29 protein-coding genes are annotated in these 24850 nt (G+C 48.3%); 5 read left to right on the plus strand and 24 right to left on the minus strand.

Features of this window, described 5'->3' with window-relative positions:
* Nucleotides 1–16: 16 nt before the first annotated feature.
* The 13 genes from phnP to phnC form a co-directional block, all read right to left on the minus strand.
* Nucleotides 17–769 carry a phosphonate metabolism protein PhnP gene (gene phnP / locus AR383_RS20470; RefSeq protein ID WP_055734808.1) on the minus strand — a complete coding sequence of 251 codons (753 nt, stop codon included), beginning with the start codon at nt 767–769 and terminating at the stop codon, nt 17–19.
* Nucleotides 766–1374: a ribose 1,5-bisphosphokinase gene (phnN, locus tag AR383_RS20475; RefSeq protein WP_198150190.1), complete on the minus strand. Its 609-nt coding sequence runs from the start codon at nt 1372–1374 to the stop codon at nt 766–768. The genes phnP and phnN overlap by 4 nt, the downstream gene beginning before the upstream one ends.
* Nucleotides 1371–2507, minus strand: a complete 1137-nt coding sequence (gene phnM / locus AR383_RS20480; RefSeq protein WP_055734809.1) for an alpha-D-ribose 1-methylphosphonate 5-triphosphate diphosphatase — start codon at nt 2505–2507, stop codon at nt 1371–1373. The genes phnN and phnM overlap by 4 nt, the downstream gene beginning before the upstream one ends.
* 26 nt (nt 2508–2533) lie before the next feature.
* Nucleotides 2534–3235: a phosphonate C-P lyase system protein PhnL gene (gene phnL / locus AR383_RS20485; RefSeq protein ID WP_055734810.1), complete on the minus strand. Its 702-nt coding sequence runs from the start codon at nt 3233–3235 to the stop codon at nt 2534–2536.
* Nucleotides 3236–3256: 21 nt separating this feature from the next.
* Nucleotides 3257–4081, minus strand: a complete 825-nt coding sequence (gene phnK / locus AR383_RS20490; protein ID WP_083481724.1) for a phosphonate C-P lyase system protein PhnK — start codon at nt 4079–4081, stop codon at nt 3257–3259.
* Nucleotides 4074–4961 (minus strand): alpha-D-ribose 1-methylphosphonate 5-phosphate C-P-lyase PhnJ, encoded by an 888-nt coding sequence (locus AR383_RS20495; protein WP_055734811.1) that lies wholly within the window; start codon nt 4959–4961, stop codon nt 4074–4076. Before AR383_RS20495 ends, phnK begins: the two co-directional genes overlap by 8 nt.
* Complete coding sequence (locus AR383_RS20500; protein WP_055734812.1) at nt 4948–6060, minus strand: carbon-phosphorus lyase complex subunit; 1113 nt, start codon at nt 6058–6060, stop codon at nt 4948–4950. The genes AR383_RS20495 and AR383_RS20500 overlap by 14 nt, the downstream gene beginning before the upstream one ends.
* On the minus strand, nt 6060–6656 hold the full coding sequence (gene phnH / locus AR383_RS20505; protein ID WP_055734813.1) for a phosphonate C-P lyase system protein PhnH: 597 nt from the start codon (nt 6654–6656) through the stop codon (nt 6060–6062). The genes AR383_RS20500 and phnH overlap by 1 nt, the downstream gene beginning before the upstream one ends.
* On the minus strand, nt 6656–7123 hold the full coding sequence (gene phnG, locus AR383_RS20510) for a phosphonate C-P lyase system protein PhnG (protein ID WP_055734814.1): 468 nt from the start codon (nt 7121–7123) through the stop codon (nt 6656–6658). The genes phnH and phnG overlap by 1 nt, the downstream gene beginning before the upstream one ends.
* Entirely contained in the window at nt 7120–7818 is a 699-nt protein-coding gene (phnF, locus tag AR383_RS20515; protein WP_055734815.1) for a phosphonate metabolism transcriptional regulator PhnF, read from the minus strand. The genes phnG and phnF overlap by 4 nt, the downstream gene beginning before the upstream one ends.
* A 12-nt stretch (nt 7819–7830) precedes the next feature.
* Nucleotides 7831–8619 (minus strand): phosphonate ABC transporter, permease protein PhnE, encoded by a 789-nt coding sequence (gene phnE / locus AR383_RS20520; protein WP_157051808.1) that lies wholly within the window; start codon nt 8617–8619, stop codon nt 7831–7833.
* A 67-nt stretch (nt 8620–8686) separates the two neighbouring features.
* Complete coding sequence (gene phnD, locus AR383_RS20525; RefSeq protein WP_055734816.1) at nt 8687–9694, minus strand: phosphonate ABC transporter substrate-binding protein; 1008 nt, start codon at nt 9692–9694, stop codon at nt 8687–8689.
* Between the two features lie 21 nt (nt 9695–9715).
* Nucleotides 9716–10540, minus strand: coding sequence for a phosphonate ABC transporter ATP-binding protein (phnC, locus tag AR383_RS20530; protein WP_055734817.1), 825 nt, complete (start codon nt 10538–10540; stop codon nt 9716–9718).
* Nucleotides 10541–10755: 215 nt separating this feature from the next.
* On the opposite strand from phnC, the gene AR383_RS20535 reads away from it, so the two are divergent.
* Complete coding sequence (locus AR383_RS20535) at nt 10756–11424, plus strand: glutathione S-transferase family protein (protein ID WP_055734818.1); 669 nt, start codon at nt 10756–10758, stop codon at nt 11422–11424.
* A gap of 29 nt (nt 11425–11453) precedes the next feature.
* Here AR383_RS20535 and AR383_RS20540 read toward each other — a convergent pair whose 3' ends face one another.
* Nucleotides 11454–12335 carry a LysR family transcriptional regulator gene (locus AR383_RS20540; RefSeq protein ID WP_055734819.1) on the minus strand — a complete coding sequence of 294 codons (882 nt, stop codon included), beginning with the start codon at nt 12333–12335 and terminating at the stop codon, nt 11454–11456.
* Between the two features lie 272 nt (nt 12336–12607).
* Here AR383_RS20540 and AR383_RS20545 point away from each other — a divergent pair, with 272 nt between their 5' ends.
* On the plus strand, nt 12608–13285 hold the full coding sequence (locus AR383_RS20545; protein ID WP_229711132.1) for a hypothetical protein: 678 nt from the start codon (nt 12608–12610) through the stop codon (nt 13283–13285).
* 100 nt (nt 13286–13385) lie between these two features.
* Here the strand turns inward: AR383_RS20545 and yidA are convergent, their stop codons facing one another.
* Nucleotides 13386–14219 carry a sugar-phosphatase gene (gene yidA / locus AR383_RS20550; RefSeq protein ID WP_055734821.1) on the minus strand — a complete coding sequence of 278 codons (834 nt, stop codon included), beginning with the start codon at nt 14217–14219 and terminating at the stop codon, nt 13386–13388.
* Nucleotides 14220–14418: 199 nt separating this feature from the next.
* On the opposite strand from yidA, the gene AR383_RS20555 reads away from it, so the two are divergent.
* Nucleotides 14419–14910: a GNAT family N-acetyltransferase gene (locus AR383_RS20555; protein ID WP_055734822.1), complete on the plus strand. Its 492-nt coding sequence runs from the start codon at nt 14419–14421 to the stop codon at nt 14908–14910.
* Nucleotides 14911–14999: 89 nt separating this feature from the next.
* Here the strand turns inward: AR383_RS20555 and AR383_RS20560 are convergent, their stop codons facing one another.
* The 7 genes from AR383_RS20560 to AR383_RS20595 all read right to left on the minus strand — a co-directional run bounded on the left by AR383_RS20560 (nt 15000) and on the right by AR383_RS20595 (nt 22086).
* Nucleotides 15000–15626: a lysozyme family protein gene (locus tag AR383_RS20560; protein ID WP_055734823.1), complete on the minus strand. Its 627-nt coding sequence runs from the start codon at nt 15624–15626 to the stop codon at nt 15000–15002.
* A gap of 11 nt (nt 15627–15637) precedes the next feature.
* Nucleotides 15638–16048 (minus strand): lysozyme inhibitor LprI family protein, encoded by a 411-nt coding sequence (locus tag AR383_RS20565; protein ID WP_055734824.1) that lies wholly within the window; start codon nt 16046–16048, stop codon nt 15638–15640.
* 427 nt (nt 16049–16475) lie between these two features.
* Nucleotides 16476–17525: a YcjF family protein gene (locus AR383_RS20575; RefSeq protein ID WP_055734826.1), complete on the minus strand. Its 1050-nt coding sequence runs from the start codon at nt 17523–17525 to the stop codon at nt 16476–16478.
* The gene (locus AR383_RS20580) at nt 17522–18949 is read right to left on the minus strand and encodes a YcjX family GTP-binding protein (protein ID WP_055734827.1); all 1428 of its coding nucleotides are present in this window, start codon (nt 18947–18949) and stop codon (nt 17522–17524) included. Before AR383_RS20580 ends, AR383_RS20575 begins: the two co-directional genes overlap by 4 nt.
* A 333-nt stretch (nt 18950–19282) precedes the next feature.
* Entirely contained in the window at nt 19283–19639 is a 357-nt protein-coding gene (locus AR383_RS20585; protein WP_055734828.1) for a hypothetical protein, read from the minus strand.
* A gap of 57 nt (nt 19640–19696) precedes the next feature.
* The gene (locus tag AR383_RS20590) at nt 19697–20269 is read right to left on the minus strand and encodes a hypothetical protein (protein ID WP_055734829.1); all 573 of its coding nucleotides are present in this window, start codon (nt 20267–20269) and stop codon (nt 19697–19699) included.
* A 674-nt stretch (nt 20270–20943) separates the two neighbouring features.
* Nucleotides 20944–22086, minus strand: a complete 1143-nt coding sequence (locus AR383_RS20595) for a 3-phenylpropionate MFS transporter (RefSeq protein ID WP_083481726.1) — start codon at nt 22084–22086, stop codon at nt 20944–20946.
* 172 nt (nt 22087–22258) lie between these two features.
* Here AR383_RS20595 and AR383_RS20600 point away from each other — a divergent pair, with 172 nt between their 5' ends.
* Nucleotides 22259–23119 (plus strand): methylated-DNA--[protein]-cysteine S-methyltransferase, encoded by an 861-nt coding sequence (locus AR383_RS20600; RefSeq protein ID WP_055734830.1) that lies wholly within the window; start codon nt 22259–22261, stop codon nt 23117–23119.
* A complete protein-coding gene (locus AR383_RS20605; protein WP_055734831.1) occupies nt 23116–23598 on the plus strand; it encodes a GNAT family N-acetyltransferase in 483 nt (160 codons plus the stop codon). The genes AR383_RS20600 and AR383_RS20605 overlap by 4 nt, the downstream gene beginning before the upstream one ends.
* A gap of 59 nt (nt 23599–23657) precedes the next feature.
* On the opposite strand, the gene AR383_RS20610 is transcribed toward AR383_RS20605, so the two are convergent.
* On the minus strand, nt 23658–23864 hold the full coding sequence (locus AR383_RS20610) for a cold-shock protein (RefSeq protein ID WP_055734832.1): 207 nt from the start codon (nt 23862–23864) through the stop codon (nt 23658–23660).
* Between the two features lie 254 nt (nt 23865–24118).
* Entirely contained in the window at nt 24119–24775 is a 657-nt protein-coding gene (locus AR383_RS20615; protein ID WP_229711134.1) for a tRNA-uridine aminocarboxypropyltransferase, read from the minus strand.
* Nucleotides 24776–24850: the final 75 nt, after the last annotated feature.

The raw sequence follows: 24850 nt of genomic DNA on the forward strand, positions 1-24850 counted from the left end.
CCTTGGCTTTGTTCATTTAGAGGATTAAACATTGTTCATCGTGGGCGACGCTAACATTAGGGCTTAAACAATCGGGATGCTCCAGTAAATATTCGTCAAGCTCATGGCCTATGTGTGTGAGCAGCCAATGGCTGTCGGGCAGAGCATGGGCCAGCTCTAATACCTCACTGAGATTGTTATGGTTTTTGGCCTTACTAGATGGCGGATTGCTACAGTCTATCACCACGTATTTAGGCGGTTGGCGTAACAATTGCTGCCAACTGCTGTCGGGAATGCCTTTGGTATCGGTTAAATAGGCAATTCGCCCTTGTGCTACACAGAACAAATAACCCAAGCAAGGTTTGGAGTGGTTTAGGGCCAGCGGAATCACTCGTAAGTGTTCAACTTGTATCGCTTGGTTGGCTTTAAGTGGTGGCTGAAAGTCGAGGATGCCGGGGTGTTTAAACAGGTCATCGCAGCCCTTAGGGTCGTCTGGTTGGTAAACCGGAAGCCTAGGGTGAATCGCCCAGCGCATATTAAACAAGGCCTGCACATGATCCATATGATAGTGAGTAAGAAAAATGCCACTTAAGGAATGCGCTGGAAAGCGGCTCGCCCATTGTGGGTGATTGGCATCGATTAGCCACTGTTTACCCTCGCTTTCAAGCAGCGCCGAGCAAAGCTTTCTGGCATAGCTAGGGTACTTGCGAGCGCGTTGGCAGGCCAAACACTCGCAGCCATAGAGAGGGCTGGCTTGTACATTGCCAGTGCCGACTAAGGTGAGCTTCATTGTAAGTAGTACTCCGTGGTTTGCTCCTCTATGTATTTTAGTAAGCTATTCACGGTTTTCTCTAGGCTGCGATTATTATCTAAATGCCAGCAATATTTGGGCAGTTGCGCTTGATAGTGCTCGCTGCGGCGTAGCCGCGCCAGAATGTCATGTTCTTGCTCACGGCCACGCTGGCGTAGGCGCTCGGCTAAGATTTCTGGTTCAACATCTAGTGCAATCACGCGTAGGCGTTCCGCAAATAGCTCTCGAGCCAGCGGGATTTGTTGGCGCGAGCCATTAAACAATACTGAAAAGCCCATACTTAGCCAGCTGTTCACTTCATTACCCACCGCATAATTGCAGCCATTAGCTTGCCAGTCCATGGCAAACAGACCGCTGCGCTTACGCTGAGTAAACTCCGGTACGCTTAGCGCAATATGGTTTTCGGCACTGTTATCGTTACAGCGGGTGATGTAACGATGGGCAATGAGTACACTGCTGTTAGCCTGAAGTTTGTCGCGTAGGCCATTAATAACGCTGTCCTTACCTGAGCCAGAGGGCCCCACTAGATAAAACAGTTTCGCTTCACCGCTTAGCACTTGGTCTTGACTTAGCTCGATGTTCAAAATACTCGCTCTCCTTGGCGCCATACCTGCTGCACCTGCAAGCGCTCATCACAAGCTGCGGCTAATACTAAATCGGCTCGCTTGCCTTCGCTGATACTACCCCTATCTGTTAATCCTAGTGTTTGTGCTGGACTTAAGCTAACCATCTTGATCGCCTGGCACAGATCGTAGTGGTTATCGGGCATGTTGGCGAGCTGATAAGCCGCGTCCAACAAGCTAGCAGGATAGTAATCAGAGGAGAGAATATCTAACACGCCGTGGCGGGCTAACTCTGCGGCAGCCACATTGCCAGAGTGGGAACCACCGCGCACGATATTAGGTGCACCCATCATTACTTTTAGTCCGGCCTCATGCGAGGCCTTAGCGGCGGCTACGGTGGTAGGAAATTCGGCTACCGCGCAGCCTAATGCTGATGATTCTAGGGCGTGTTCTACGGTGGCGTCGTCGTGGCTGGCTAAAGCAATACCTCGCTGGCGTGCAGATTGAGCAATTTGCTGGCGATTGGCGTCAGACCACTTTTCCGAGGCGGCGGTTTGCTCGGCTTCAAACTTGGCCATTTCGGCTTCGTTAAGGCCGTATTTGCCCATGTAGTAGGTGCGGTATTTTTCACTGTCGATAAACTGGCGCTGACCGGGGGTGTGATCCATTAACGAGACCATCGCCACCGGGCCTTGCTCTACCAGCGTTTCAAAGGTGCTGGCGGTATCGGCATTGGGTAATTCGCAGCGCAGGTGCAGCATGTGCTCGGCGCGGTTAAGGCCACGCTGTTGGCTGCTTACTATGGTGTTGAGCATACGCTCAAGATTGGCTAAGCGGGTGCCTTGGTCGTTGATGTAACCCAGCGCAATGGCATCGAGTACGGTGGTAATACCGCTGGAGATCATCAAGGCATCATGGCTGGCCATGGCCGAGCCACCCGGCCAGTTTACCTTGGGGCGAGGGGTAAAAAACTTTTCTAAGTTGTCGGTATGCAGTTCTACCAAGCCGGGAAGTAAATACGCACCTTGGCCGTTAATGGCGCTGCTATGGCGACTTTGAGTATCGCTTAGCGCAACGATGCGCCCTTCTCTCACTTCTAAAGAGCCGTTAACGATTTCCTGTTCAAGGATCATTTTTACATTGGTAATTATCATCGAGCTATCCTTTATTTGGCTAAGGGCTATCCTGCGTTTGCGCTAAGGGCTTGCATGTTATGTAGACGGTCGGCGACGAGTTCGCGCACCCACACATCGTGAAAAATTCCCACAATGGCGGCGCCACCTTGTTTGGCTGTAAGGATCAGTTCTACCACCTGTTGGGCGTTATGTTTGTCGAGTGATGCAGTGGGTTCGTCGAGTAATAAAATCGGGTAGTCGAGGGCAAAACCACGGGCGATGTTGACGCGTTGCTGTTCGCCGCCAGAGAAGGTGGCCGGAGCCAGTGGCCATAAGCGCTCTGGCACATTTAGCTGGCTTAGCAAGGTTTGCGCCTTGGCCTTGGCGGCAGCTTCGCTAAAGCCATTTTCCAGCATTGGTTGCATCACGATGTCTAAGGCTGAGAGGCGTGGAATAACTCGCAAAAATTGGCTTACCCAGCCAATGGTGGAGCGGCGCAGCGCAATAATCTGCCGTGGCGAGGCGCTGGCTAAATCGAGCCATTGTTCGCCCTGGCGCAGTAGCAGTTCACCACTATCCACCTGATAGTTACCATATAGTGAGCGCAGCAGGCTGGATTTACCCGAGCCAGAGCTACCGTTGAGTACCACACATTCGCCAGCAAAAATTTCTAAATTTTGTTGCCGTAATACCGGTAGGCGAGCGGCGCCTTGGTTGTGCAAAATGAAGGTTTTGTCGATGTTCTTGGCGATCATGAGTGCTTGCATGATAAATCCCTATCGCGGCAATTATTGTTGTAGTACTGAAGAAACCAGCAGCTGGGTATAAGCATGGTGAGGGTCATCTAAGACTTGGTCACATAGCCCGCTTTCCACCACTTGGCCTTGTTTCATCACCATGATGCGGTCGGCCAGTAGCCGTGCTACGGCTAAGTCGTGGGTCACAATCACCACCGCCAGTTGGAGTTCACTCACCAGCTTGCGCAGCAAATCTAGTAATCGCGCCTGTACCGATACATCTAGGCCACCGGTGGGCTCATCCATAAATACCAGCTGCGGATGGGTGACAAGGTTGCGGGCAATTTGTAAGCGCTGCTGCATACCGCCGGAGAAGGTAATGGGCAGATCGTCGATTCGGCTACTATCTATTTCTACTGCCTTTAGCCAGTTAAGCGCCTGCTTGCGGATGTCGCCGTAGTGGCGACAACCGGCCTCCATTAAGCGTTCTCCAATGTTACCGCCAGCCGATACCATTGGCCGTAGCCCGTCTAAGGGGTGCTGATGCACGATGCCAAAATGCTCTCGAATTAAACGGCGGCGCTGGGCTTCTGAGAGCTGATAAAGGTCGACGCTGTGTTGCTCGGAGCTAAATGTGACCGAGCCACTTTGTGGTGTGAGGCGCCCAGATAAGGCTTTTAATAGGGTGGTTTTACCCGAGCCTGATTCACCCACAATAGCCAATACTTCGCCGCGATAGAGTTGTAAATTGAGCGCTTCAAAGCCTTTCCCCGGCGCATAGAGCATGCTTAAGTTGCAGGCTTCAAGTAAGGCTTCATGTTGTTCCAGCAGCAGCGCTTGCTTAGTTGGGGGGAGTTGGGTCGCTAAGTTAGTCATGTGCTACTCCTGCGCGCGTGGCTTGTTGTTGGCAATAGTCAGTATCAGAGCAAATAAACATGCGTTGGCCTTGGTCATCCATCAGCACTTCATCCAGAAAGGTGTGTTCACTGCCACAAAGGCTACAGGCATGCTCCCAGTGTTGAATGGCGAAGGGGTGGTCGTCAAAATCGAGGCTCTTCACTTCGGTATAAGGCGGAATGCAGTAAATGCGTTTTTCCCGCCCTGCGCCAAATAACATCAGCGCGGGTGAGCGGTGCAGCTTGGGATTGTCGAATTTAGGGATCGGCGAAGGATCCATTAAATAACGCTGCTGCACCATCACCGGATAGGCATAGCTGGTGGCGATGTAGCCGTAGTTGACGATGTCTTCATACAGCTTCACCTGCATCGAGCCGTATTCTTCTAAGGCGTGCATCTTCTTGGTTTCGGTTTCCCGTGGTTCTATAAAGCGTAAGGGCTCGGGAATGGGCACCTGAAAGACTAGAATTTGGCCGTGCTCTAAGGGCTGCTCGGGAATTCGGTGGCGAGTTTGAATGACGCTGGCGTCTGTGGTGCGCTCGGTGGTTGTTAGCTCACAAACCTTGCTAAAAAACTGGCGGATCGACACCGCATTGGTGGTATCGTCGGCCCCTTGGTCGATCACCTTAAATACGTCATCTTGACCGAGTAGAGAGGCGCTTAGCATAATGCCTCCGGTACCCCAACCATAAGGCATGGGCATTTCGCGTCCGCCAAAGGGCACCTGATAACCGGGAATGGCTACTCCTTTTAGAATGGCGCGGCGGATCATTCGTTTGGTTTGCTCGTCTAAATAGCCAAAGTTGTAGGCGGGGCTGGCCTGCTCTATGTCTGCCGCTTGTTGGCTAAAGCTTTTCATTGGCTTCTCCTTGTTGACGCATTTTTCGCAGTAGTTCTAATTCCGATTGAAAGTCGACGTAGTGGGGCAGTTTTAGGTGAGAGACAAAACCCGCCGCCTCTACGTTGTCGGCATGGGCTAATACAAATTCTTCATCCTGGGCTGGGCTTGTTACTGGCTCGTTGTAGCGTTTGGCTTGTAAGGCGCGGTCTAACAAAGCTACCGCCATGGCCTTGCGCTCACTAAAGCCAAAGGATAAGCCATAGCCTCGAGTAAAGTGAGGATCTTGATTTTGGGGTTTAACAAAGCCATTGACCATTTCACATTCGGTAAGCAGCACGGCTCCAATTTCGATATTGAAACCGAGCTCTTCGGGGCAGACTTCAAGGGCTACTTCACCACTGCGAATTTCTCCGGCAAAGGGGTGGTTGCGCCCATAGCCGCGCTGGGTGGAGTAGGCCAGCGATAGCAAAAAGCCTTCGTCGCCGCGGCTCAGTTGCTGCAGTTTCGCGGCGCGTGAGCAAGGGTAGCTGATGGCTTGCTGGGTAATATCGGCGGGGACTTCGCCATTATCGAGTTCGGCCTGGGCTAGGCCCTGCTGTTCCAGCAGTGAAAATACCTTGCTAAAGGTTTCGCTTGTTTGCTGCTCTGCTTTAGTGGCGCTTTGTTGTGGGTTGCTGGCTGTTGGCGCAGCAGGCTGCTCGGCTTGCTGTTCGGCCAGCAGACTAAAATCCAACAAGCGGTGGCTATAGTCGTAAGTGGGACCTAATTGCTGGCCGCCGGGAAGATCTTTAAAACTGGCTGAGATGCGTCGTTGTACCCGCATCTTTTCGGTATCCAAGGGCTCACAGCTGAGCAACATTGGCAGGGTAGTGCGATAGGCGCGCAGTAAAAATATAGCTTCTACTTGGTCACCGCTAGCTTGTTTTAGCGCCAGCGCGGCTAATTCACGGTCGTAGATGCCGCCCTCGCTCATCACGCGTTCTACCGCAAGACTCAGTTGTTCACTAATTTGCGCTACGCTGAGTTCGGCCAGCGACTGGTCGCCACGACGGCGCTGCGCTTGTAAGCGATGTGCGGTGGCAATGGCTTTTTCACCGCCTTTAACTGCTACATACATTAACTTAACTCCAGCTGGGTAGTACGAGAAACGGCGATTAAGCTGTCTTGATGACAAAACATAAAGTCCAGCCCTAGGGGAAAGCGCTGGCTGGGTTTGACTAGGTAATTGAGTAGGCCTTCGTTTAACTCACCCAATTGCAGTTCGCGGCTATCCGCAATGCCGGGGCCACTCAGTTTTAGGCGTGGGCCGCTGCTAAAACTATTGCTTTGCACGATAACGGTGGCGCTTTGTTCTGGGCTTAATTCTGTTCCGGCTTTTAGCTGGTTAAGCTTGATGTTGCACTGCTGGTTAAGCACCACAAAGTCGGCCAGCTCAGCGTTGCTGGCTTTGATGCCATTATGAAAGGCCAAGTTTTGCCACGCTGAGCTTAAGTCTGACTCTGTTGTAGTCAGCTCTGGGCTCAGATAAAGGCTGGTATCTTGGTCACACAGGCTGAGCAGAATTTGGCTAGCTGCGGCATTGAGTGGGGCAAAGCCTGCGTGGTGTTGCAGTGTCACCTTGGTGCCGGGCTCACTCAGGGCCTTGAGTATTTGCCGAAAACATTGCTGAGCATGCTGAACCGGTTGGCTAAAGCCATTGCTAATGTGCTGCATTAGTCTTCTCCTCTGACTAGGGTGAAGAAATCTACTTTAGATTGGGCGGCTCGCTGGGCAATGTGCTGCTGCGCCTGTTTGCGTTGCTCTGCCAATGGCTGAATCACCGTTTCTTGTAGGCTGGGGGCATGTTCGCCTTGCACTAGTAAGGCATCGATGATGGCTGCCAATAGGGCGTGCTGTTTGGCTCGGCCTTGTAAATAGCCATAACCCAGAGTGCCATCTTCCAGACGCACAGCGGCGCGAGTAATGGTGGTATCGGCAAAGTTAAAGCGTTGACCGCTACCGCCGATGCGCCCTTGCAGGCGAGCGAGGCCCACTTCGGGTTGGCGGATCACCTCGCAGGGAGGGTCAAGTTGCAGTTGTTGCCAGCGCGTGAGTAACTCGTTATAGGGGGCGGTAGCCAGTATCGACATCCAATGTTGGCGAGTTTGGATGTTAGGCGTGGCGGGTGACGCGGTGTTCATAAAGGATGCTCCAAACTGAGTTCTACGAGTTCTGCTCGAATATGCGAGAGCGAGAATTCAAAGGGCTGTTGATGTTGATCTACATTCACTGTTTGCAGGGTGAGTAGTGGTGTTGCTGCGCAAATTTGCAAGCAGGCGCAGTCTTCTGCATTGGCTAGCTGAGCGCCCACAACGGTGTGGTGGCGGCGCAGCTTAATGGCGTGATATTGCTGTAAAAAAGCGTGTAATGAGCCTTGCCGATACAGATTTAAGCTGGCTTCATGCTCGCCTAGTTGTAGGTGGTGAAATACGATGCTTACTGGTACTTGGTTAATAAAACGTAAGGTTTTTAATTGAATCACCGTATCCCCAAGGCTTAAGTTAAGGCCTTTGGCCACCTGAGCGTTGGCTTGAATGCGGCTTAAGCTGAGCAAACGGCTATTGGGTTTAACACCGGCATTTAATAGGTTGTCGGTAAACTTAGAGCCCGAATGCAGCGGGTAGCGCATTGGCTTGCTTAATACCATTACTCCCTTACCTTGTTGGCGTAACAGCCAGCCTTTAAGTACCAGTTCGTCGATGGCGCGGCGCAGGGTATGGCGGTTCACCTGATAGTGCTCGGCGAGGCGTTGCTCCGGTGGCAGGTACTGGCCAGCCTGATAGCCTTGGCTGATTTGCTGTTCCAGATTAAGCGCAATTTCTTGGTAACGCGGCATCGTGTGGCTCTCTTAGATAAACAGTTTACGCACGCGCTGTGAGGCGAAATCGAGTAAACTGACGGTGCCAACGATGATGATCATCACCGCACAGGTTTGCGGGAACATAAAGTCGCGAATGCTCTCCCAAAGAATCACCCCAATGCCGCCTGCGCCCACCATGCCCACCACCGTGGCGGAGCGAACATTGGATTCAAAGCGGTATAGCGAGAAGGAAATCCACAAGGGCAATACTTGCGGGATCACCCCATAAACAATTTCTTCCAACTTGTTGGCGCCAGTGGCTCGAACCCCTTCCACTTGGCCGGGGTCGATGGCTTCCACCGCCTCGGAAAACAGTTTGGCTAGCACCCCGGTGGTGTGAATGAATAGCGCCATTACCCCAGCGAAGGGGCCAAGGCCGACACTCACCACAAATAACATGGCAAACACCATTTCGTTAATCGCTCGGGCGGCGTCCATCAGCCGGCGCATCGGTTGGTAGACCCAAGCTGGCACCATGTTCTCGGCGCACATTAGGCCAAAGGGCACCGATAAAATAATCGAGAATATGGTGCCCCAAATAGCGATGTGCAGGGTGATCAGCATTTCCTCCAAGTAGTAGCGAAGGTCACTAAAATCGGGAGGAAAGAAGTCGCTGGCGAGTTCAGCCATGTTGCCTGCGTCTTGGTAGAGTTTTAGCGGAGCAATTTCAGCACCCTGCCAACTCCATACCAAGCCTGCTAGAGCAATAGCCCAGGCAAACAGGCTTAACCAAGAAGGCTTGCTGTGTTGTTCGAGAATGGTGGTGTCGCTGGTCATGTGCGTATCCAACTTGTCTAGATAAGTGGTGATTACAAAAGCTGGGTCGAAACCCAGCTAATCGTGCTTATTGCGCCATGGCAGTAATGGCACTTTGTTGGCGGTTTAAGTCGGCCAATTGCGCATCGATAACCGCTAACTCAGCGGCTTTTTCTGCTTTAGATAGCTTGCTGTCGTTTTCGGTATTGATGCGGTTTTTAAACAACACCAATTGGCGAATAGGCAGTAGTTGTAGGTCGCTAGAGGCTTTGAAGGGGGCCCATTGCAATTTTTCTAAAATAGCCAGCTCTTGCGGGTCACCCGATTTGCCGTAGTTCATGAAGAAGTCGTAAACCTTGCCTTTTACGCTTTCTGGTAGGTTTTTACGCCAGACGATGGGATCGGATGGAATTAACGGTGATTTCCAAATCACTTTTAACTGAGCAAATTTGTCAGGCGCAGTGACTTTTAGACGATCCATGTTTTCGGTATTGCCGGTGGCCACGTCTACTTGCTTGGCGGCTGCGGCGAGGGCATTGGCTTCGTGGCCCGAGTTCATGCTGCGTTTAAAGTCAGACACCGAGATGTTGTTTTGGGCAAATACGTAGTAAGAAGGCACCAAGAAACCCGAAGTGGAGTTGGGATCGCCATTACCAAAGGTGAGCTGGCTGCGCTTGGCAATCACGTCGTCTAAGCTGTTTAGCGGGCTGTCTTTGTGGGTGACTAATACGCTCCAGTAACCGGGATTGCCGGTGACATCTACGGTTTGGGCGAAAATTTCACCACCGGCGCGGTCTACCGCTTCCATGGCCGATTTGTTGCCATACCAGGCTACGTCTACTTTGTCGAAACGCATGCCTTGAATGATGCCGGCGTAATCAGGGGCGAAGAAGGCCTTTACCTTATAGCCGGTTTTTTGTTCCATGGCCTCTAAGAAAGGGATCCAAGTGGTTTTTAAATTTTGCTGAGATTCAGTAGAAATAATCCCAAAGTTGATGGTTTCCATGGCTTTTTCCGCCGCGGTGACCATGCTTGAACTAAGCGCAGCAGCTACTAGCGTGCCAGCAAAGGCTGTTTGCTTAATAAGCTTTAACATGCATCTATCTCCTTGAATGGGTTAGGCCGTCTGTGGCCATAGTTGTGGAACTGTTTGGGGTGTTTGTTGGGGTGAATCTTGTTCGCTTTGGCTGCCATATAAGGCAGCCAAGCTGTTATCGCCTAGCTGTTCGCTGGGGCCGTCGTAAAACACTTCACCTTGTTTTAGCGCCACTACGCGCGGGCAATAACGTTTGGCGTAATCCACTTGATGCAGGGTGACCACCACCGCGATGCCTTCTTGCTGGTTAATATCGCGCAGAATTTCCATCACGATGCGTGATGATTCGGGGTCTAAAGAGGCGATGGGTTCATCGGCCAGAATAATTTTGGCCTGTTGCATTAGCGCGCGGGCAATCGCCACCCGTTGCTGCTGGCCGCCAGATAAAGTAGAGACCCGTTGCAGGGCAAATTGCTCTAAGCCCACCCGCTTTAGTGCGGCCAAGGCTTGGCGTTTTTGGCTTAAGCTAAAACGCGCGCTAAGGCTGCGCCAGCTGGGGGTGCGGCTAAGCGCGCCAATGAGTACATTGTGTAATACGCTGAGCCGCGTCACTAAGTTAAATTGCTGAAAAATGTAACCAGTTTGGCTACGGCTTTGGCGAACGCTGGCGCAATATTTACCGTTTTTTTGTACTGGGATGCCTAATACTTCAACGTAGCCCTTGGCAGACTTGTCGCTGCAAACTAGACCATTTAAGTGGCGCAGCAAAGTGGATTTACCCGAACCAGAAGGGCCCAATAGAGCCACCATTTCACCTTGAGTCACGCTCAGCTCTACATTCTTAAGCGCGTGGTTATTCGCAAAGTGTTTGTTCAGTTGTTGTACCGAAATAACTTGCTGGCTCATCGTTTCATCCTGCCGTTGTTTTGCACTCTAACTTAGGCGGGAAATATGACAGTGAGCTTATCTAGACATGTCAGTTTGGTGACTTATTTATGGCAATTTGCTTACAAAGTGAGCAGGTTGTTGGGTGCTGTTCGCTTGTTGAGGATTTAAATTTGACCTGTTTGAGGATTGCTTTAGATTAGTGGCTAGATCTAATAGCACTAACAAGGACGCCCATGATTACTCTGCACCATTTGGTTCAATCCCGCTCTAACCGTATCGCTTGGTTATTAGAAGCATTGCAACAGCCTTATCAAATTACCGTCTATCAGCGAGACTCTAAAACCTATGGGGCGCCAGAGAGTTTGAAGCAGGTGTCGCCCTTAGGCAAAGCGCCAGTGATAAGTGATGGTGAGCTGGTGATTGCTGAATCGGGGGCGATTATCGAGTACTTAATTGATAATTATGACGAGCAGCAGCAATTTCGCCCTAAAGATGGTCAGGCTTTATTAGATTACCGCTACTGGCTGCACTTTGCCGAAGGCTCGATGATGCCTCTATTGGTGATGCGCTTGGTATTAAACAAATCCCTAGAAAAGCCGATGCCGTTTTTTGCCAAGCCGATCATCCGTAAGTTTGTTGATGGCTTAAATAACATGTTTATTGAGCCGCGCATTGTGCCGCAGTTACAGCAGGTAGAGCAGCACTTGGCTAAGCACACTTGGTTTGCCGGTGAGCAGCTGTCGGGGGCGGATTTTCAAATGATGCTGGTACTGCAACTGGCCGCGCAGCGCTGTGATATGTCGCCTTATTCGCAGATTAAACGCTACATGCAGCAGATAGAGAAAATCGAAAGTTATCAACGCGCCATGAAAAAATTGGCGGCGGCTGAGGCTGGCGAATAAGCCCGCTTTTGTTTATAGCTTTGTTGTGTTTATAGATAGTCTTCTAGTTTCATGGCTTGTTCTAAAAACACATCGCCTGCCCAAGTTAACTCCTTATTTTCAGGATAAACGGCACAGGCATACCAGAGGATTTGGGTGGTGCCCGACATGGAAAACTCGTGTAATTCTCCCCGTTTAATTAGCGGTTCGGCTAAATAGCGGGGAATGCGGCACCAGCCTACACCCGCACGCATCATTTGAATGCTCTCTATCATATTGTTGCAGATGATTTGGCGTGGGCTAGCAACATACAAATCTTGATGGCCAAACTCGTAGATAAAACGTGGCACTATTTGGCTCAGATCGGCCAGTTCACTTTTATCCATAATCGAGCCATGGCGAACCAAGTTTGGTGCTGCTACCTCGGCCACCGCAAAGTTAAATACATCCACTTGGTTAAAACCTTTTAGCTCCAGCATTGGCGAAAATACCACTGCCAGCTCGGCTTGCCCGGTGCGTAACCATTCCAGTACCTGAGAGGTGCCGCCGGTCATTACTTCCAGTTCTATAGTGGGGAACTGCTTTAATACCTCAAGATAACAGGCCGTTAGCGCGGGATTGGCAATACTGCTGTCGATGGCGACTTTAAATTCGCTGGGAGTCGTTTGGTCTAGCGACTTTAATTGTCCCTCAAAAATCTCGCTATCTTGCACCAAGCGTTTGGCATAGCGGTAGAGCATTTTGCCGTGCTGGGTGGGAATAAGTTGGCGAACTTCTCGCTCAAACAATTGAATATTGGTGACATCTTCTAAGGTGGCGACCAACTTAGCCACCACTTGGGGGCGCTTATTTAGGCTTAGTGCAGCCATTTTGAAGCTGCCTTCATCCATGGTGGCAACAAAGGCTTGCAGTTGGCTTAGTGAGTAATTCATTGCTTTCTCCCGCGCTCAAGAATAAACACTGCCTCAATTATAAACATCTTTAGGGTGTTCAATGCGATTATTTTTTACACCTAATCCTTATTAAAATGCCTTTGATTCGTTCAAACAGCCAAGAATTTTTGTACTGAAAGCAAGACAAGGCGGTGAAGGATCTTCGGCAAGGTGGGTTCAATTGTGACTTGGTCACAGTGGTTAAAACCCTTAATCCACCTGTTTAACTGGCTAATGTTGGCGGCGCATGCCGCACTTAAAGAGAAATGAAAATGAAAAAGATTTTAATCGGTTTACCAATGTTGTTATTAGCGGGAACTGCTATGGCTGAGCAAAGCGTTAACTATGGCGATCCTACTGCGCAATTTACTATGGGCGGCGTTTCTCGTTCATCTGATCGTACTCAACTAAATGGAGTGGTTGGCTGGGGTGAAGGCAATATGGTGTTTGTCGATCTCGGTTTGGGTGATAAAAGAACGGCTGAAGACAAGCTCGATTATGACTATCGTTTGCGTTATTTCAAAGTGAATGATGGCTTGGGATATTCTTTAGATGTGGTGGGTAATGCTGACTCCACCACTACGCTGGCCGGGGGAATGTATAAGTTTCAACTGAGCGATAAAGTGTCGGTATTTCCTATGCTGTACGGTGGATACTTAGACAGTAAACATGCCATTGAGGTTGAAGGGCGCGATAGCTTTAAAAATTCGGCGATAGCGCAAGCGGGTTTGTATGCGATGTATGCTTTTGATGGTGGCCACTGGTTATATGCCAACCCTAAGGCAAGTTATGTGGCTCGTGCTAAAGAGTTTGTTCCGCAGTTGGAAGTAGGCGCGGGTTACATGCTTAGCGAAAATAGTTCCCTGGGGCTTAAGCTAGAGCACACCGTTGAAAATAAAATCTCTGATAAAGATACGGTAGGTTGGATTAGCTTTAGTTACTATTTTTAAGCTAATCTGCCATTTAAGTGTAGCGGTGGACTGTTCTTGAGTTACAACTTGAGAAAGCGGCAATCATAAGGACGCTTATGATTGCCGTTGGCCGTCTGCATTAATTGTTTGCGCTTTCAACACACAAGCTGTTCAGCACTTTTTCTTCAATGGCTACCGCCACTCCATCTTGTTTATTGCTAGGAGCGATGTAATTGGCAATTGCTTTTAGCTCTGGGTCGGCGTTGTCCATGGCTACCGCAAGGCCCGCGTATTGCAGCATTTGTAGGTCGTTTTCGGCATCACCTGCACACATCACTTGCTCAGCACTGAGGCCAAGAATAGCCGCCAGTTGCGCTACACCCACGCCTTTGTTGCTGTCGCGATGTAAAAATTCTAGGAAGAAGGGGGCACTACGACACACCGTGTATTGCTCGCGCAGTTCAGCGGGTAAGTTGGCAATGGCTTGGTCGAGTACGCTTTCTTCGGCAACAAACATGATTTTAACTAGGGCGTCGTCGGCAGACAGTTGGGCGAAGTCGAATTCGTTCACATCGATGCCATTTATTGAAGACTCAATGTCGGTCCAAGGGTTGTGCTGCTGGGTAATGAGGCCATGTTCAGCAGAGAAGGCATGAATATATACACCAAGTTGCTCGGCTACTTTTAGTAGCTCGCTGCCGTCTTTACCATTTAGTGTGGTTTTATGAATGATTTCGCTATTGCCTACGCGTTGCACCAATGAGCCGTTGTAAGAAATCACAAAGTCTTCATCGCTGGTTAACTCTAATTGCTCTAGGTAAGGAACCAGACCTTGCAGTGGGCGGCCTGAAGCCAAGACCACTTTTACTCCAGCTTGTTTAGCCTGTTGAATGGCTTGGTGGGTGCGCGGGGTGATTTTTTTCTCTTCATTGAGCAGCGTGCCGTCCATATCTAGGGCGATAAGTTTAATCATTTCAGCGAAAACCTTTCATATTGATGAGCTGGGCTTAACAGTGAGCCGAGCTGAGCGTGGGCGTTTTGCGGCAATTTTACACTAAAAGTGTGAGCGCTGTGTTGTTTAGATCAGGCTAAACACCATGCTATTTTTCATCTGGCACAATGATATTTTATAGCGACGCGCCTCAATATAAACCGAGATAAACGGAGCCTGAATGGAATTTTGTCCAGTTATTAAGCCCTTAGAACAACAGCGTTTGGCAGATTTGGCCAGAGAGATTTGGTTAGAGCACTTTACACCGATTATTGGCCGCACTCAGGTGGAGTACATGTTAGCGCACTACCATTCTTTGGCCATTATTAGCGAGCAAATCGCCGCGCAAGATTACGCATATTACTTGTTGGAAGAGCAGGGCCAAGCGCTGGGCTATGTGGGTGTGCAGCCCAAGGATGGCGCGTTGTTTTTAAGTAAACTGTATATTCACCGTGCTGCTCGCGGCAAGGGCCTGGGCAAACAGGCCATGGCCTTTATTAAAGACTTTGCCAAGCAACGCGGTTTAAGTGAAATTAATCTCACCGTGAACCGCGATAACCACGACACTATCGCCGCCTATTTAAAGCTGGGTTTTGTGAAAACCGGCGAGCAATGCGCCGACATTGGCGGCGGCTATGTGATGGACGACTGGCTGATGAGCTTAAGGCTATAAGCGCCAGAGTTTTGCGCTAGTTCGCTTAGCTTTTTGTGCTGAGTTTTTGTTTTACTTTTTCCAGCAGCATGGCTTTGGTTGTTTCAGTTTTAAGGAGTGTTTTTTATGCTGTTTTTGAAAAACTCAATACGTTGTTGAAATCGGTCTCTAGGCACTCGTTGTTTAGTCCAGTTGCTTTTATTAGATAAGGCATTTAAAAAACCAGTGGGATCATTAGCTACTACATGTTGTTGGATGAACTTTCTTGTACCTCCGGTGTAATCGCCTCTAAATTTTAAATCGACAAGTAGTTGTTTTATCGCAGGGTGAATTTTTTGCCAATTACACTTCCCATATCGAGCAGTTACATCTGATTTCATGCATAAGCGCTTGGTTTCAGATTCTTCCTCTTTATAAGTTATTTCAAATAATTTTACTTGCTGTTGATGGGTAATTTCGAAGTTTCCTAGCTTCTCATTTGAAATGAAGTTTTTAGCTGAAGTACCAAATAGTCCAGCAGCTCTTGATAAAGTTTTGGCATCTGTAGGTTTAAGTCCTGCTTTGATGAGATCTTGGTTTATCTTAAATGCTGTTTTATTTTTCATATCGTACCCTCTACCTAAGGTCAGTCCTGAAAACGGGCTGGGTACATGCAGTATTCGACTATGGTAAGGTCCTTTTTCGTTTCCTTCTGCTTCAAAGGTTAACCTTCCAAGGTTAGGGAGTAATACACTCATTACTTACATCCTTAAATATTGGTTTTTAGCCAGCGTAAATAGCTTATTCTCTCGATTATTTGGGTTTCTAAACAAGCATTGAAGATGGAGAAGTATCCACTTCCGTCTTTGGATTCGTAGGTTTCGATTTTACAGTTAGTCTCAACATAATCTTCCCAGTAGGCTTGAGAGTTTCTTAGTAGTTTGATGTATTTTTTATCTTCACTGGACTCTATTAAGTGATTTAAGTCTATTTGCATTTCTTTTTTAAGGAAGGTAATAGCATTTTGAGTGCAAGTGTCCATTTCTTCTTGGTTCACTTTGTCTATGCAACTAACACTTAGAAAGGGTTTATGTATTTCAGCGTAGCTTTTTTCGGGAGCTTGATATTTAGATGAACCGAGTATAAGGCTAAGGGTGATTAAGCTTAGAATAACTCTCATATACGCTTTTATGTGATTAATTGTGGCAACAAAATAAAGCATTGTTGTTATATTTGTCAATATTGGTATTGGGCTTTCACTAAATTTAGCTTAAATCTACTATGGATTAATCAGTTAAGCGGTAAGTTTTTGTTTAACCTATATCTAATAGCAGGCTTTAAGTTACTTGGTTTTGGGCCGATTGTTTTGCGTCCATGGGATCGGACGGCAGTTGGTGTCCATGGTATTGGAGGCTATGCGATGGACGACTGGCTGATGAGCTTAAAGCTATAAATAAGCGCGAGGGCTTCGCGCTTTAGTGCTTAGCTTTTTGTGCTGAGTTTTTGTTTTACTTTTTCCAGTAACATGGCTTTAAGTTGCTTGGTTTTGGGCCGGTTGTTTTGCGTCCATGGAATTGGTCGACAGTTGACTGGCCATGGCATTAGCACTAGTTCGCTTCAGTTTTTGTGCTGAGTTTTTGTTTTACTTTTTCCAGTAACATGGCTTTAAGTTGCTTGGTTTTGGGCCGGTTATTGGACGTCCATGGGATCGGTCGACATTGCTCTATGGCTTTAAAACCCAGCCTTGCAGTAAGTAGGCCTGCGCCAATGCCTTGGGCAGCTTTGCTGGATAATTTGGCGGTCAGCTCGGCGCCTAATAAATCACTGCCTAAGTCGCTCACTACTTCACTGGCGGCGGCATAAATCATGTTGGCAAACACGCTTTTAGTGAGGCGGATGCGGCTTAGGTAACCCAGTTCTATGCCATAAATTTTGGCTAGCTCTTCAATCATCTTAAGGTTACGCCAAAACATAATCAGCATGTCGACCAGCGCCAGTGGGCTAATGGCCACCAAAATGGCCGCCTCGCTGGACCACTTAGCAATGGCTTGTTTTGCGCGCAGATCCATCGGGCTTAATACGGTTTCGCTATACAGGTTAACTATTTCTTGGCTGCTGTGGCTGTCGTTTAACCATTGCTGCCACTTAAGGTATTCCTCGGTGTCGTTAATCCCTTGTAGCTTGGCAATTTGCTCGCAGTAGCGCTGGGCTTGGCCGTTGTCGAGTTGCTGAATTTGCATTAGCTCTTGGCCGTGTTGCTGCTGCTGATGGTAGCGTTTTAAGCGGCGTAAGCGGCGTAATTCTTTTAGGCCAAACACCAGCGAACCAATGCCTAAACTGGCCACTACCGCGCTGTAAATAGCCGCACGTAGCGGCGAGCTTTGCCATAGCTCAACTAGGCTTAAACCCAGTTCGCCTAAAGCAATCACTAAGGCGGCAATTAAGCCGTATTTAAGCCAAGGATTGCTGCGTTTGGGTTGTAGCTCTAGGTTTATCGGCGGCTGCTCATCGTCGGCATCGGCTTGCCACTGTTCGCTCTCATCGGCCACTTGTTTCGCCGCCAGCTTATTGGGCTGCGCTTGACTGGCTTGCTCTAACAGTTGCTCAGCGAGTTGTTCATCGGTGAATTCTTGGCGTTGTTTTAGTGGAGTGCTCATTTAAATTTGTCTCCTAGTAAAAACTCGATGGCTTGGTCGATGCGAATATGCGGCAGGGCTTCAAAGCTATTGGCCTGAGGCGCCTGAAAAGGACTGAACTCAAAACCTTGCTGCTGCCAAAACTCTGGCTTGGGCAGGCTGGCGGGCACTTCACCGGGAAATACCGTAGTCACTTTTTGGCTGTCGGCATCACTTTGCAATATGCCTTTTAAGGCGCTGAAAGACTGGCTATTGATTTGTACCTTACCGCTTTGAGTGGCCTTGATGGAGGCCAGCGCCATGGTTTGGGTGCTAATGCCTTCAAATTTCACATGGCGTTTGCCCTCGGCAATCAGCTGGCTCAGCAGTTGTACCAGTTTGTCGTGTTGCTCGGGAGTGACATGGTCGGCCTTGCTAGCGGCAAATACCAGTTTATCGATTTTCGGTGCAAACAGGCGGCGCAGTAGGCTGGTTTGACCGTAGTTAAAACTGTGCAGAATTTGGTTTATCGCCAATTGCATATCACAAAAACTTTGGTGGCCGCTGTTCAGCGGGCTTAAGCAATCTACCAGCACTATTTGCCGGTCAAATTTAACAAAGTGCTGGCGGTAGAACTGCTTTACAACGTGCTCTTTGTAATATTCAAAACGTTGCTCTAATAGCCCTAAATAACTGCTTTTCTGGGCTTTACGGCTGCCGCTGGGTTCGCTTAATAGAGCTGGCGGCAGCGGGAAGAATGCCAGTATTGGCGCACCGGCCAGTTCCCCCGGTAATACAAAACGCCCCGGTTGAATATGATGTAGGCCGAGTTCGTCTTTACAACGATGCAAATACTCGGTGTAGGCCTTGGCAATGTCGGCCAAGGTGTTTTCATCAGCTGGGCTATGAATATCTATATTCAGCAGTAAATCTTGCCAGTTCTTGGCTAATTCGGCCTTACGCGCAGGCTGCAAGTTGTTGGCGATATGCTCACACCACTGTTGATAAGTCATGTTTAACAGTGGTAAATCCAATAGCCATTCACCGGGGTAATCTACGATGTCTAAGTTGAGTGTGGCGGTATGGCTAAGCTTGCGCCAGATAAGCGATTGTGGGCTATAACGCAGTTTTAAGCGTAGTTCGCTCACCCCATCGGTGGGCGAAGGCCAGCGCGGCGGCTGACTTTGCAGCGCCTGCATGCCGCCAAGATAGTCGAAACTGGCTAAATGCAAATGCGGCTGAGGCACCCGCTTGGCCCCCAAAAAGCCCTGCTTACGCGCCAGCGTCCACAGCGGCAGCTGGTGGTTCTCTGCGCCCAATAGCAGCTGATTCACCAGCGAGGTAATAAACGCCGTTTTCCCCGCACCACTTAAACCGGTAACGGCAAGGCGCAGTTGTTTGTCCATGCTGAGTTTAGCCAGCTCGTCGGCTTTAGCGCCTAAGCGCGATAATCGGGATGGGCTCATAAATAGCGGCGTTTAATTAATGGGTACTGCCTACTATATCAGGGTTTACAGCCCGCTTTTCAAGCGAAGTGCTTGATATTGGTTATAGAAGTGACTTACACCGAGTTCGTGGGCAAGGACAAGCCTGAGTTGTTTGTAGTGCATAGGGGTAACTTAAGATTGGACAGAACCTTGTTGTAGTGTAAAAACTCTATTTGGTGATATTCAGATTGGGATTTGTAGGTGTAACGCTAACCCACGAAGCCTACAATAGTCACCGTAAACACACCAACCGATTTGAATCAAAACCGCCAAGCGTTAACAGTCCGTCTTGAGCACCTTGTTAAGTAATTTTTACTTACCAGTCTTCGCATACATTTCACATACAACTTCAACATCACGGAAATTATCAGTTCGCCAAAATGGTTGACGTTTAAACCCCTTATTCCCATTTAATTGTTTATATCCATCACATTCACGACCAAAATACGATGTCAGAGTTGGTTCAAGCTGTTTCTCTAATGAAAGCCCACTGAGAGAAACGTCATAACCATACTGGGATGGGGATATCCATAATCTTCCATTCGCACCACTCAAACTCATGTGCTTTTTAGTTTTAACTTGTTGATTCAGAGTAATTACGACTGCTTGTCGATTTAGCTCCGATACAACTTTTTCCAATAGAGAATATACAACCTCTACCTTGTTCATAACCCAGGCTCCAATAATCACATAACATCTAAAAACTTGTCCCGCTTCAATTGCTTGTTAGGCATTTTTTGCTGGATTCTGCTTCCATGACGCACGAACATGTGTGCCATTGCCTTTAGGAAGATTTTTCCTTGCAATTATCTGACTTTCAAAAGAGAAGTCTTCGTTTATTTTAACTATTAACAGTTTATTAAAGTTTCCAGAGCGCTTAACTCTTACTTCATCCACACCTTTTTCTGGAGAAATTGTTTTTATTTCAATAAAGTCATTACCGAGTTTGCCATCAGAACCTTTGGTATGCGGTTTATGCCGCTTAATACCATAGTGAATTTCACCAAAAAGTTCTCCCAACTCACCCCAAATTTGTAGATAACGATTCGTTAATGAATGAAATACCTCAGCATTATGAACAAGGTCTTCAAAAACCTTTATTAGTTCAGGGTTAACATTTTGATTTTCATCTGTTAACTCTGAATAATCTAATGTTTCCCATTCATCAGAACTAAAGCCAAATTCTTCAAGATTGATTGAGGTATCATATGGGTTATATCCACAAGCCGCTGCATCTGCGATTTGATCAGGACTATAACCTTCATTGTGCATATCGTGTAAGAAATCCCAGTCGCTCATGATTGTCTCGTTTTACTGTGGATGTAAATAAAATGCCTAACAGCTTATTAAGAGGAAAAATTCCTTGTTTAAACAAGGGTTTTTCCTCTTGTTATACATTTGATAAAGCTTAGATTATCACCTTTCCTAAGTGACATCAGCAATCTAGCTCGAAAAATAACAAAAACATCAGTACAAAAAAATGCAAGCCTTTGTGAAAAGAAGGAATCACAATTTAGATGGGAATAATTGCAGTGCTTTGTCCACAAAACTAGAAACATTAAGAGAAGATAGGTTTATTAAGAGTAGTTTTGAGGGAGAAGGGGGCCAAAAACGTTTCACATTCTGGAAAGTCAAGGTTGGCTTTTCAATCCCTTCATTATCGCCGAGCAACGCCGTTTACAAGCGATGACGCCGAGCACTGTTTGAGCGAAGCGAGTTGCGCAGGCGCGCTTGAAAACAAGTCGCGCAGGATGAAGATAATGCAGGGCGAGCTTTCTTTTTGCTTCGTTTTTCTTTGCTCGCGAAAGAAAAATGACGTCGCCGAAGGCGAAAGCTTTTGATCTTAAAAACTTAAAGCGCCACCGTCAGCATGAAATCATCACTACCAACTCAATACCAAAACAAAACCCAAACGAACGGAACGTGAGTTTAACCGTCTCAATAATCGCACGGCTAAACCTCTTAACTCACCCTTAGTTCTTAGGCTTCACCAACAACAACGGAATCGCCAATGCCGATAACCCCGCCATGATTAAGAAAATTCCACTACCTATGCTTTCATATAGGCTACTGCTTAAAAAGGTCAGCAGGGCGGTGCCCATGTTTAAGGCTATCGCCGAATACAGCGCCTGTAGCGGAATCGCCTGATGCTTCGGCGCCTCGGTGGCGATGTATTTAATCGCCGCTAGCTGGGTAAGAGCGAAGGTGAGGGCATGCAAACCTTGCGATAAAGCCATCAATGGCAGCAGTTCGGTGCTACCAAAAATGCCCCAGCGCAGTACCGCACCAAAGGCCGCTAGCAAAAACATTTGATTGGCATTCCAACGCTTAAACCATTTGCTGCCAAAAATAAGAATGCTCATTTCCAGCGCTACGCCAATCGACCATAAATAACCAATGGTGGATTCGGGGTAGTCGATGCTTTTCCAGTACAGGGTGGAGTAGGCGTAGTAGGCGGCATGCGAGCCTTGAATTAGCGCGGTTACCGCCACAAACTTAAGTGCGTAAGGTTGTTTGAGTACTGGCCATAGGCGGCTGCTGTGGGGTTCAGTGCTTTCTTCATCTTGTAGCGGAGAGGCTGGCGTTAACAGGCTTAGGCCCCACATTGCCAACAACGAGCCTAAGGTGGCATATAAGATCAGCGAGTGAGAAAAGTGAGTTAGACCAATGCCAATTAAGGTGGATGAAATAATAAAGGCCACTGAGCCAAACACTCGGACTCGGCCATAGTCTAGCTTGAGCTGGCTGACCCATTTGGTGGCAATGGCGTCGCCTAACGGGATCAGCGTGGCAATAAAGAAGTTGGCGGCGAGGGTGAGCACGGTAAGCCAAAAGTAACCCTTTAGCCAGCATAGGCTGGTAAGCACCATGACGCTGGCAAAGCTACACCAGCGCAGGCCAGGTAGCAGCTGGGCGGCACCCTTGATGCGGGGAATCAGTAGCACGTTACCCAAGAAACGGGCTAGCATACTACACGCTAATAAAAGGCCAATTTGGCTGGGGTTTAGCCCTTCACTTTCTAGCCATAGCGCCCAGAAGGGTAGGAAAACACCCCAAGCGAAAAATAATCCTGAAAAATATAAGCTGATCCAGCTGGCTGCCTTTGGTTTTATCACACTACTTAACCTACTACGACATTAAGGCGGCATTATAGCGGTTCTCCATTAATAACCAAGACTTAGCACGGCCTGAAATGACTAATTTTAGATTAATTATTACTTCGCAATTATCGGGTCGAGCTGTTGCGATTTTTCGGTTACATTGTGCTTAAACCACTTCGGAGGCTTTATGGACGTTGCTAGTTTGCCCTCGCATCATGAATATCAAATTATTGCTCATGCAATGGATTATTTGCTGCAACATCAGCAGCAACAACCCGAGCTGAGTGAGCTGGCCAAGGTCATCGGTTATAGCGAAACCCATATGCAGCGTTTGTTTAGCCAATGGGTGGGCGTATCGCCAAAACGCTTCTTGCAGTACTTAACCTTGCAGCAAGCCCAGCAACAATTACAGTATTCAAGTTCGGTGCTGGATTTGTCTCAGCAACTGGGCTTATCTAGCGCTGGCCGCTTGTATGATTTGTTTGTGTCGGTGCAGGCGGTCACGCCGGGAGAGGCGAAGATGCAAGGTGAAGGCTTGGTGATTCACTATGGCTGGGGCCATACGCCCTTTGGCTGCGCCTTTATTGCCAGTACCAGCAGAGGCATTTGCCAGTTAAGCTTTTGCGAAAGTGAGCAAGCAGATAGCGCCTTGCAAGAGCTTAAACTGGCATGGCCCAAGGCCGAGTTGCTTGCCGATCAGAGCCAGGCTCAAAGCTTACTTAAGCAAGTGTTTAGTCAGCAACAGCTGCCAGCCAAACCCCTATCGTTGTGGCTAAAAGGCACTAATTTTCAGCTTCAGGTATGGCAGGCCTTGTTAAATATTCCCTATGGCCATGTATGTTCTTATCAATTTTTGGCCGAACATGTTAGCTCGGCTAAGGCCACTCGGGCGGTGGCTAGCGCAGTGGCGAAAAACCCCATCGCTTATATTATTCCTTGCCATCGAGTGATCCGCAGTAACGGCGCGCTGGGCGGTTATCGCTGGGGCTTGTCACGTAAACAATTGATGATGGGACGCGAAGCCCAATTAAAGCAGAGGGAAGAATGAGTAGCGTGAGTTTACAAGCCTTGGATGAGGCTGACATACCCGCCTTAATGGCGCTAAGCCTTGCCCCAGAGCAAAGCGCATTTGTTAAGCCCATAAGCGAGATTTTGGCGGCTATTAGCCCTGCGCAACGCGCTTATGTAATACGTTGCCGGCAGCAACTGGTGGGCTTTTTCATCATTGATAGCGATTACCCTTATGCTCGCGAGCTCGACTTACATGATGTGGCGTTATTACGTTCGTTCTATATTGGCCAAGCCTATCAGGGGCGTGGTTACGCTAAACAAGCCTTGGCGCAGCTGCCTGCTGTGTTAGCCTTACAAGGTGGTTTTAAACGTTTTAAACATCTAGCGCTTACTGTTAACTGCCGAAATAAGGCGGCTCAAGGTTTATATTTAGCGACAGATTTTAGCGATAGTGGGGTATTGTATTTGGGCGGCCCGGCTGGACCTCAGCATATTTATGTTAAAACTTTAGCTTGAGGGGCTAGAACAGGAGGAGAATGGAAGCATAACCTAAGATTATGCTTCACAATTTGAAGTTAGATAACTTCAACATTGGCCGCTTGTGGGCCTTTTTGACCGTCTTCAACGTCAAACGCGACTTTCTGGCCTTCTTCAAGTGATTTAAACCCAGTACCTAGAATTGCACGAAAGTGAACAAACACATCAGCGCCAGATTCCTGAGAAATAAAACCAAAACCTTTTTTTTCGTTAAACCACTTAACGGTACCAGTGCTTTTAGACATTGTGTCTCCTGAAACGATTGAAATATTACTCTAATTTAATTTGCTTGGCTTTTTGCAGGGCTTGGTAATTTGGATAAACTATGCGCTGTCTTTTTTCAAGCGGACACATCATAACAACAACTTAGGGCTCGGCATAGCGACAGCAAGCCGCAAATAAGCTTTTGCTTGATAACGTTTTCAATGTCGTGATGCAGTTCACGAAAGATTCGCTTAAAAACATTCTTCAACATCGATAGTTGTGTGATCTGTGTCATTTAATGGCTTCTTCCCGCCAAGGTTTGCTGGGTGAATTGCCGAAAACGTTGCTCCAATAATAGTGCGTTGTTAGTTTCGCCACTCATGGCTAGCAGTTGTGCGGCCACTTCTGCGGTCGCCCACTGGCCTTTAATGGGTCGTGAACGCAAGCCATATTGCGAAGCTTGGTCTGCGGCAACCGATATTACTGGAAACTTATCTAGCCAGGGGCTTTGGTGGAACATTTTTCGCGCCTCTCGCCAGCTGCCATCCAGCAGTATAAATAAGGGCTTTTTGCCGTGCGCTAATTCCACCTTATGTTTTACTCGTTCACTGGGGCTAAAGGCAGCGGGAAACACCACGTAGGGTTGCCACTGGTCTTGTTGGCAAAGCGCCAGTAGCTCTGTATTTGGCTCGGTGCGGCTCCATATGTAGGCGTAGGTATCGGGGATTAAATCGGCAACAAAGCGGCCGGTATTGCTGGGGCGTAGTACTTCCATGTTGTGCATCAATAACACAAAACCACAAGCACTGTTTTGCAGTATTGCTTGCTCACAAAAGCAGTGTTGTTGAGGCATTTGGCAGCGGCTACAGCGAGCACGGCGGGCGCCTCGCCCCTTAAACTCAGTGGTGGCAGCGGCTTTGCGCTGGGCATAAAGTTGTAAAAAACGGTTCACAAGAGGGATCTGTAAGGACAAAACGCCAGTATAACCAAGCGCTGGGGGGAAGACTATCTTTGCTCTACACCTGCT

Origin of the sequence: Agarivorans gilvus, from assembly GCF_001420915.1 — a bacterium.
Classification (GTDB): domain Bacteria; phylum Pseudomonadota; class Gammaproteobacteria; order Enterobacterales; family Celerinatantimonadaceae; genus Agarivorans; species Agarivorans gilvus.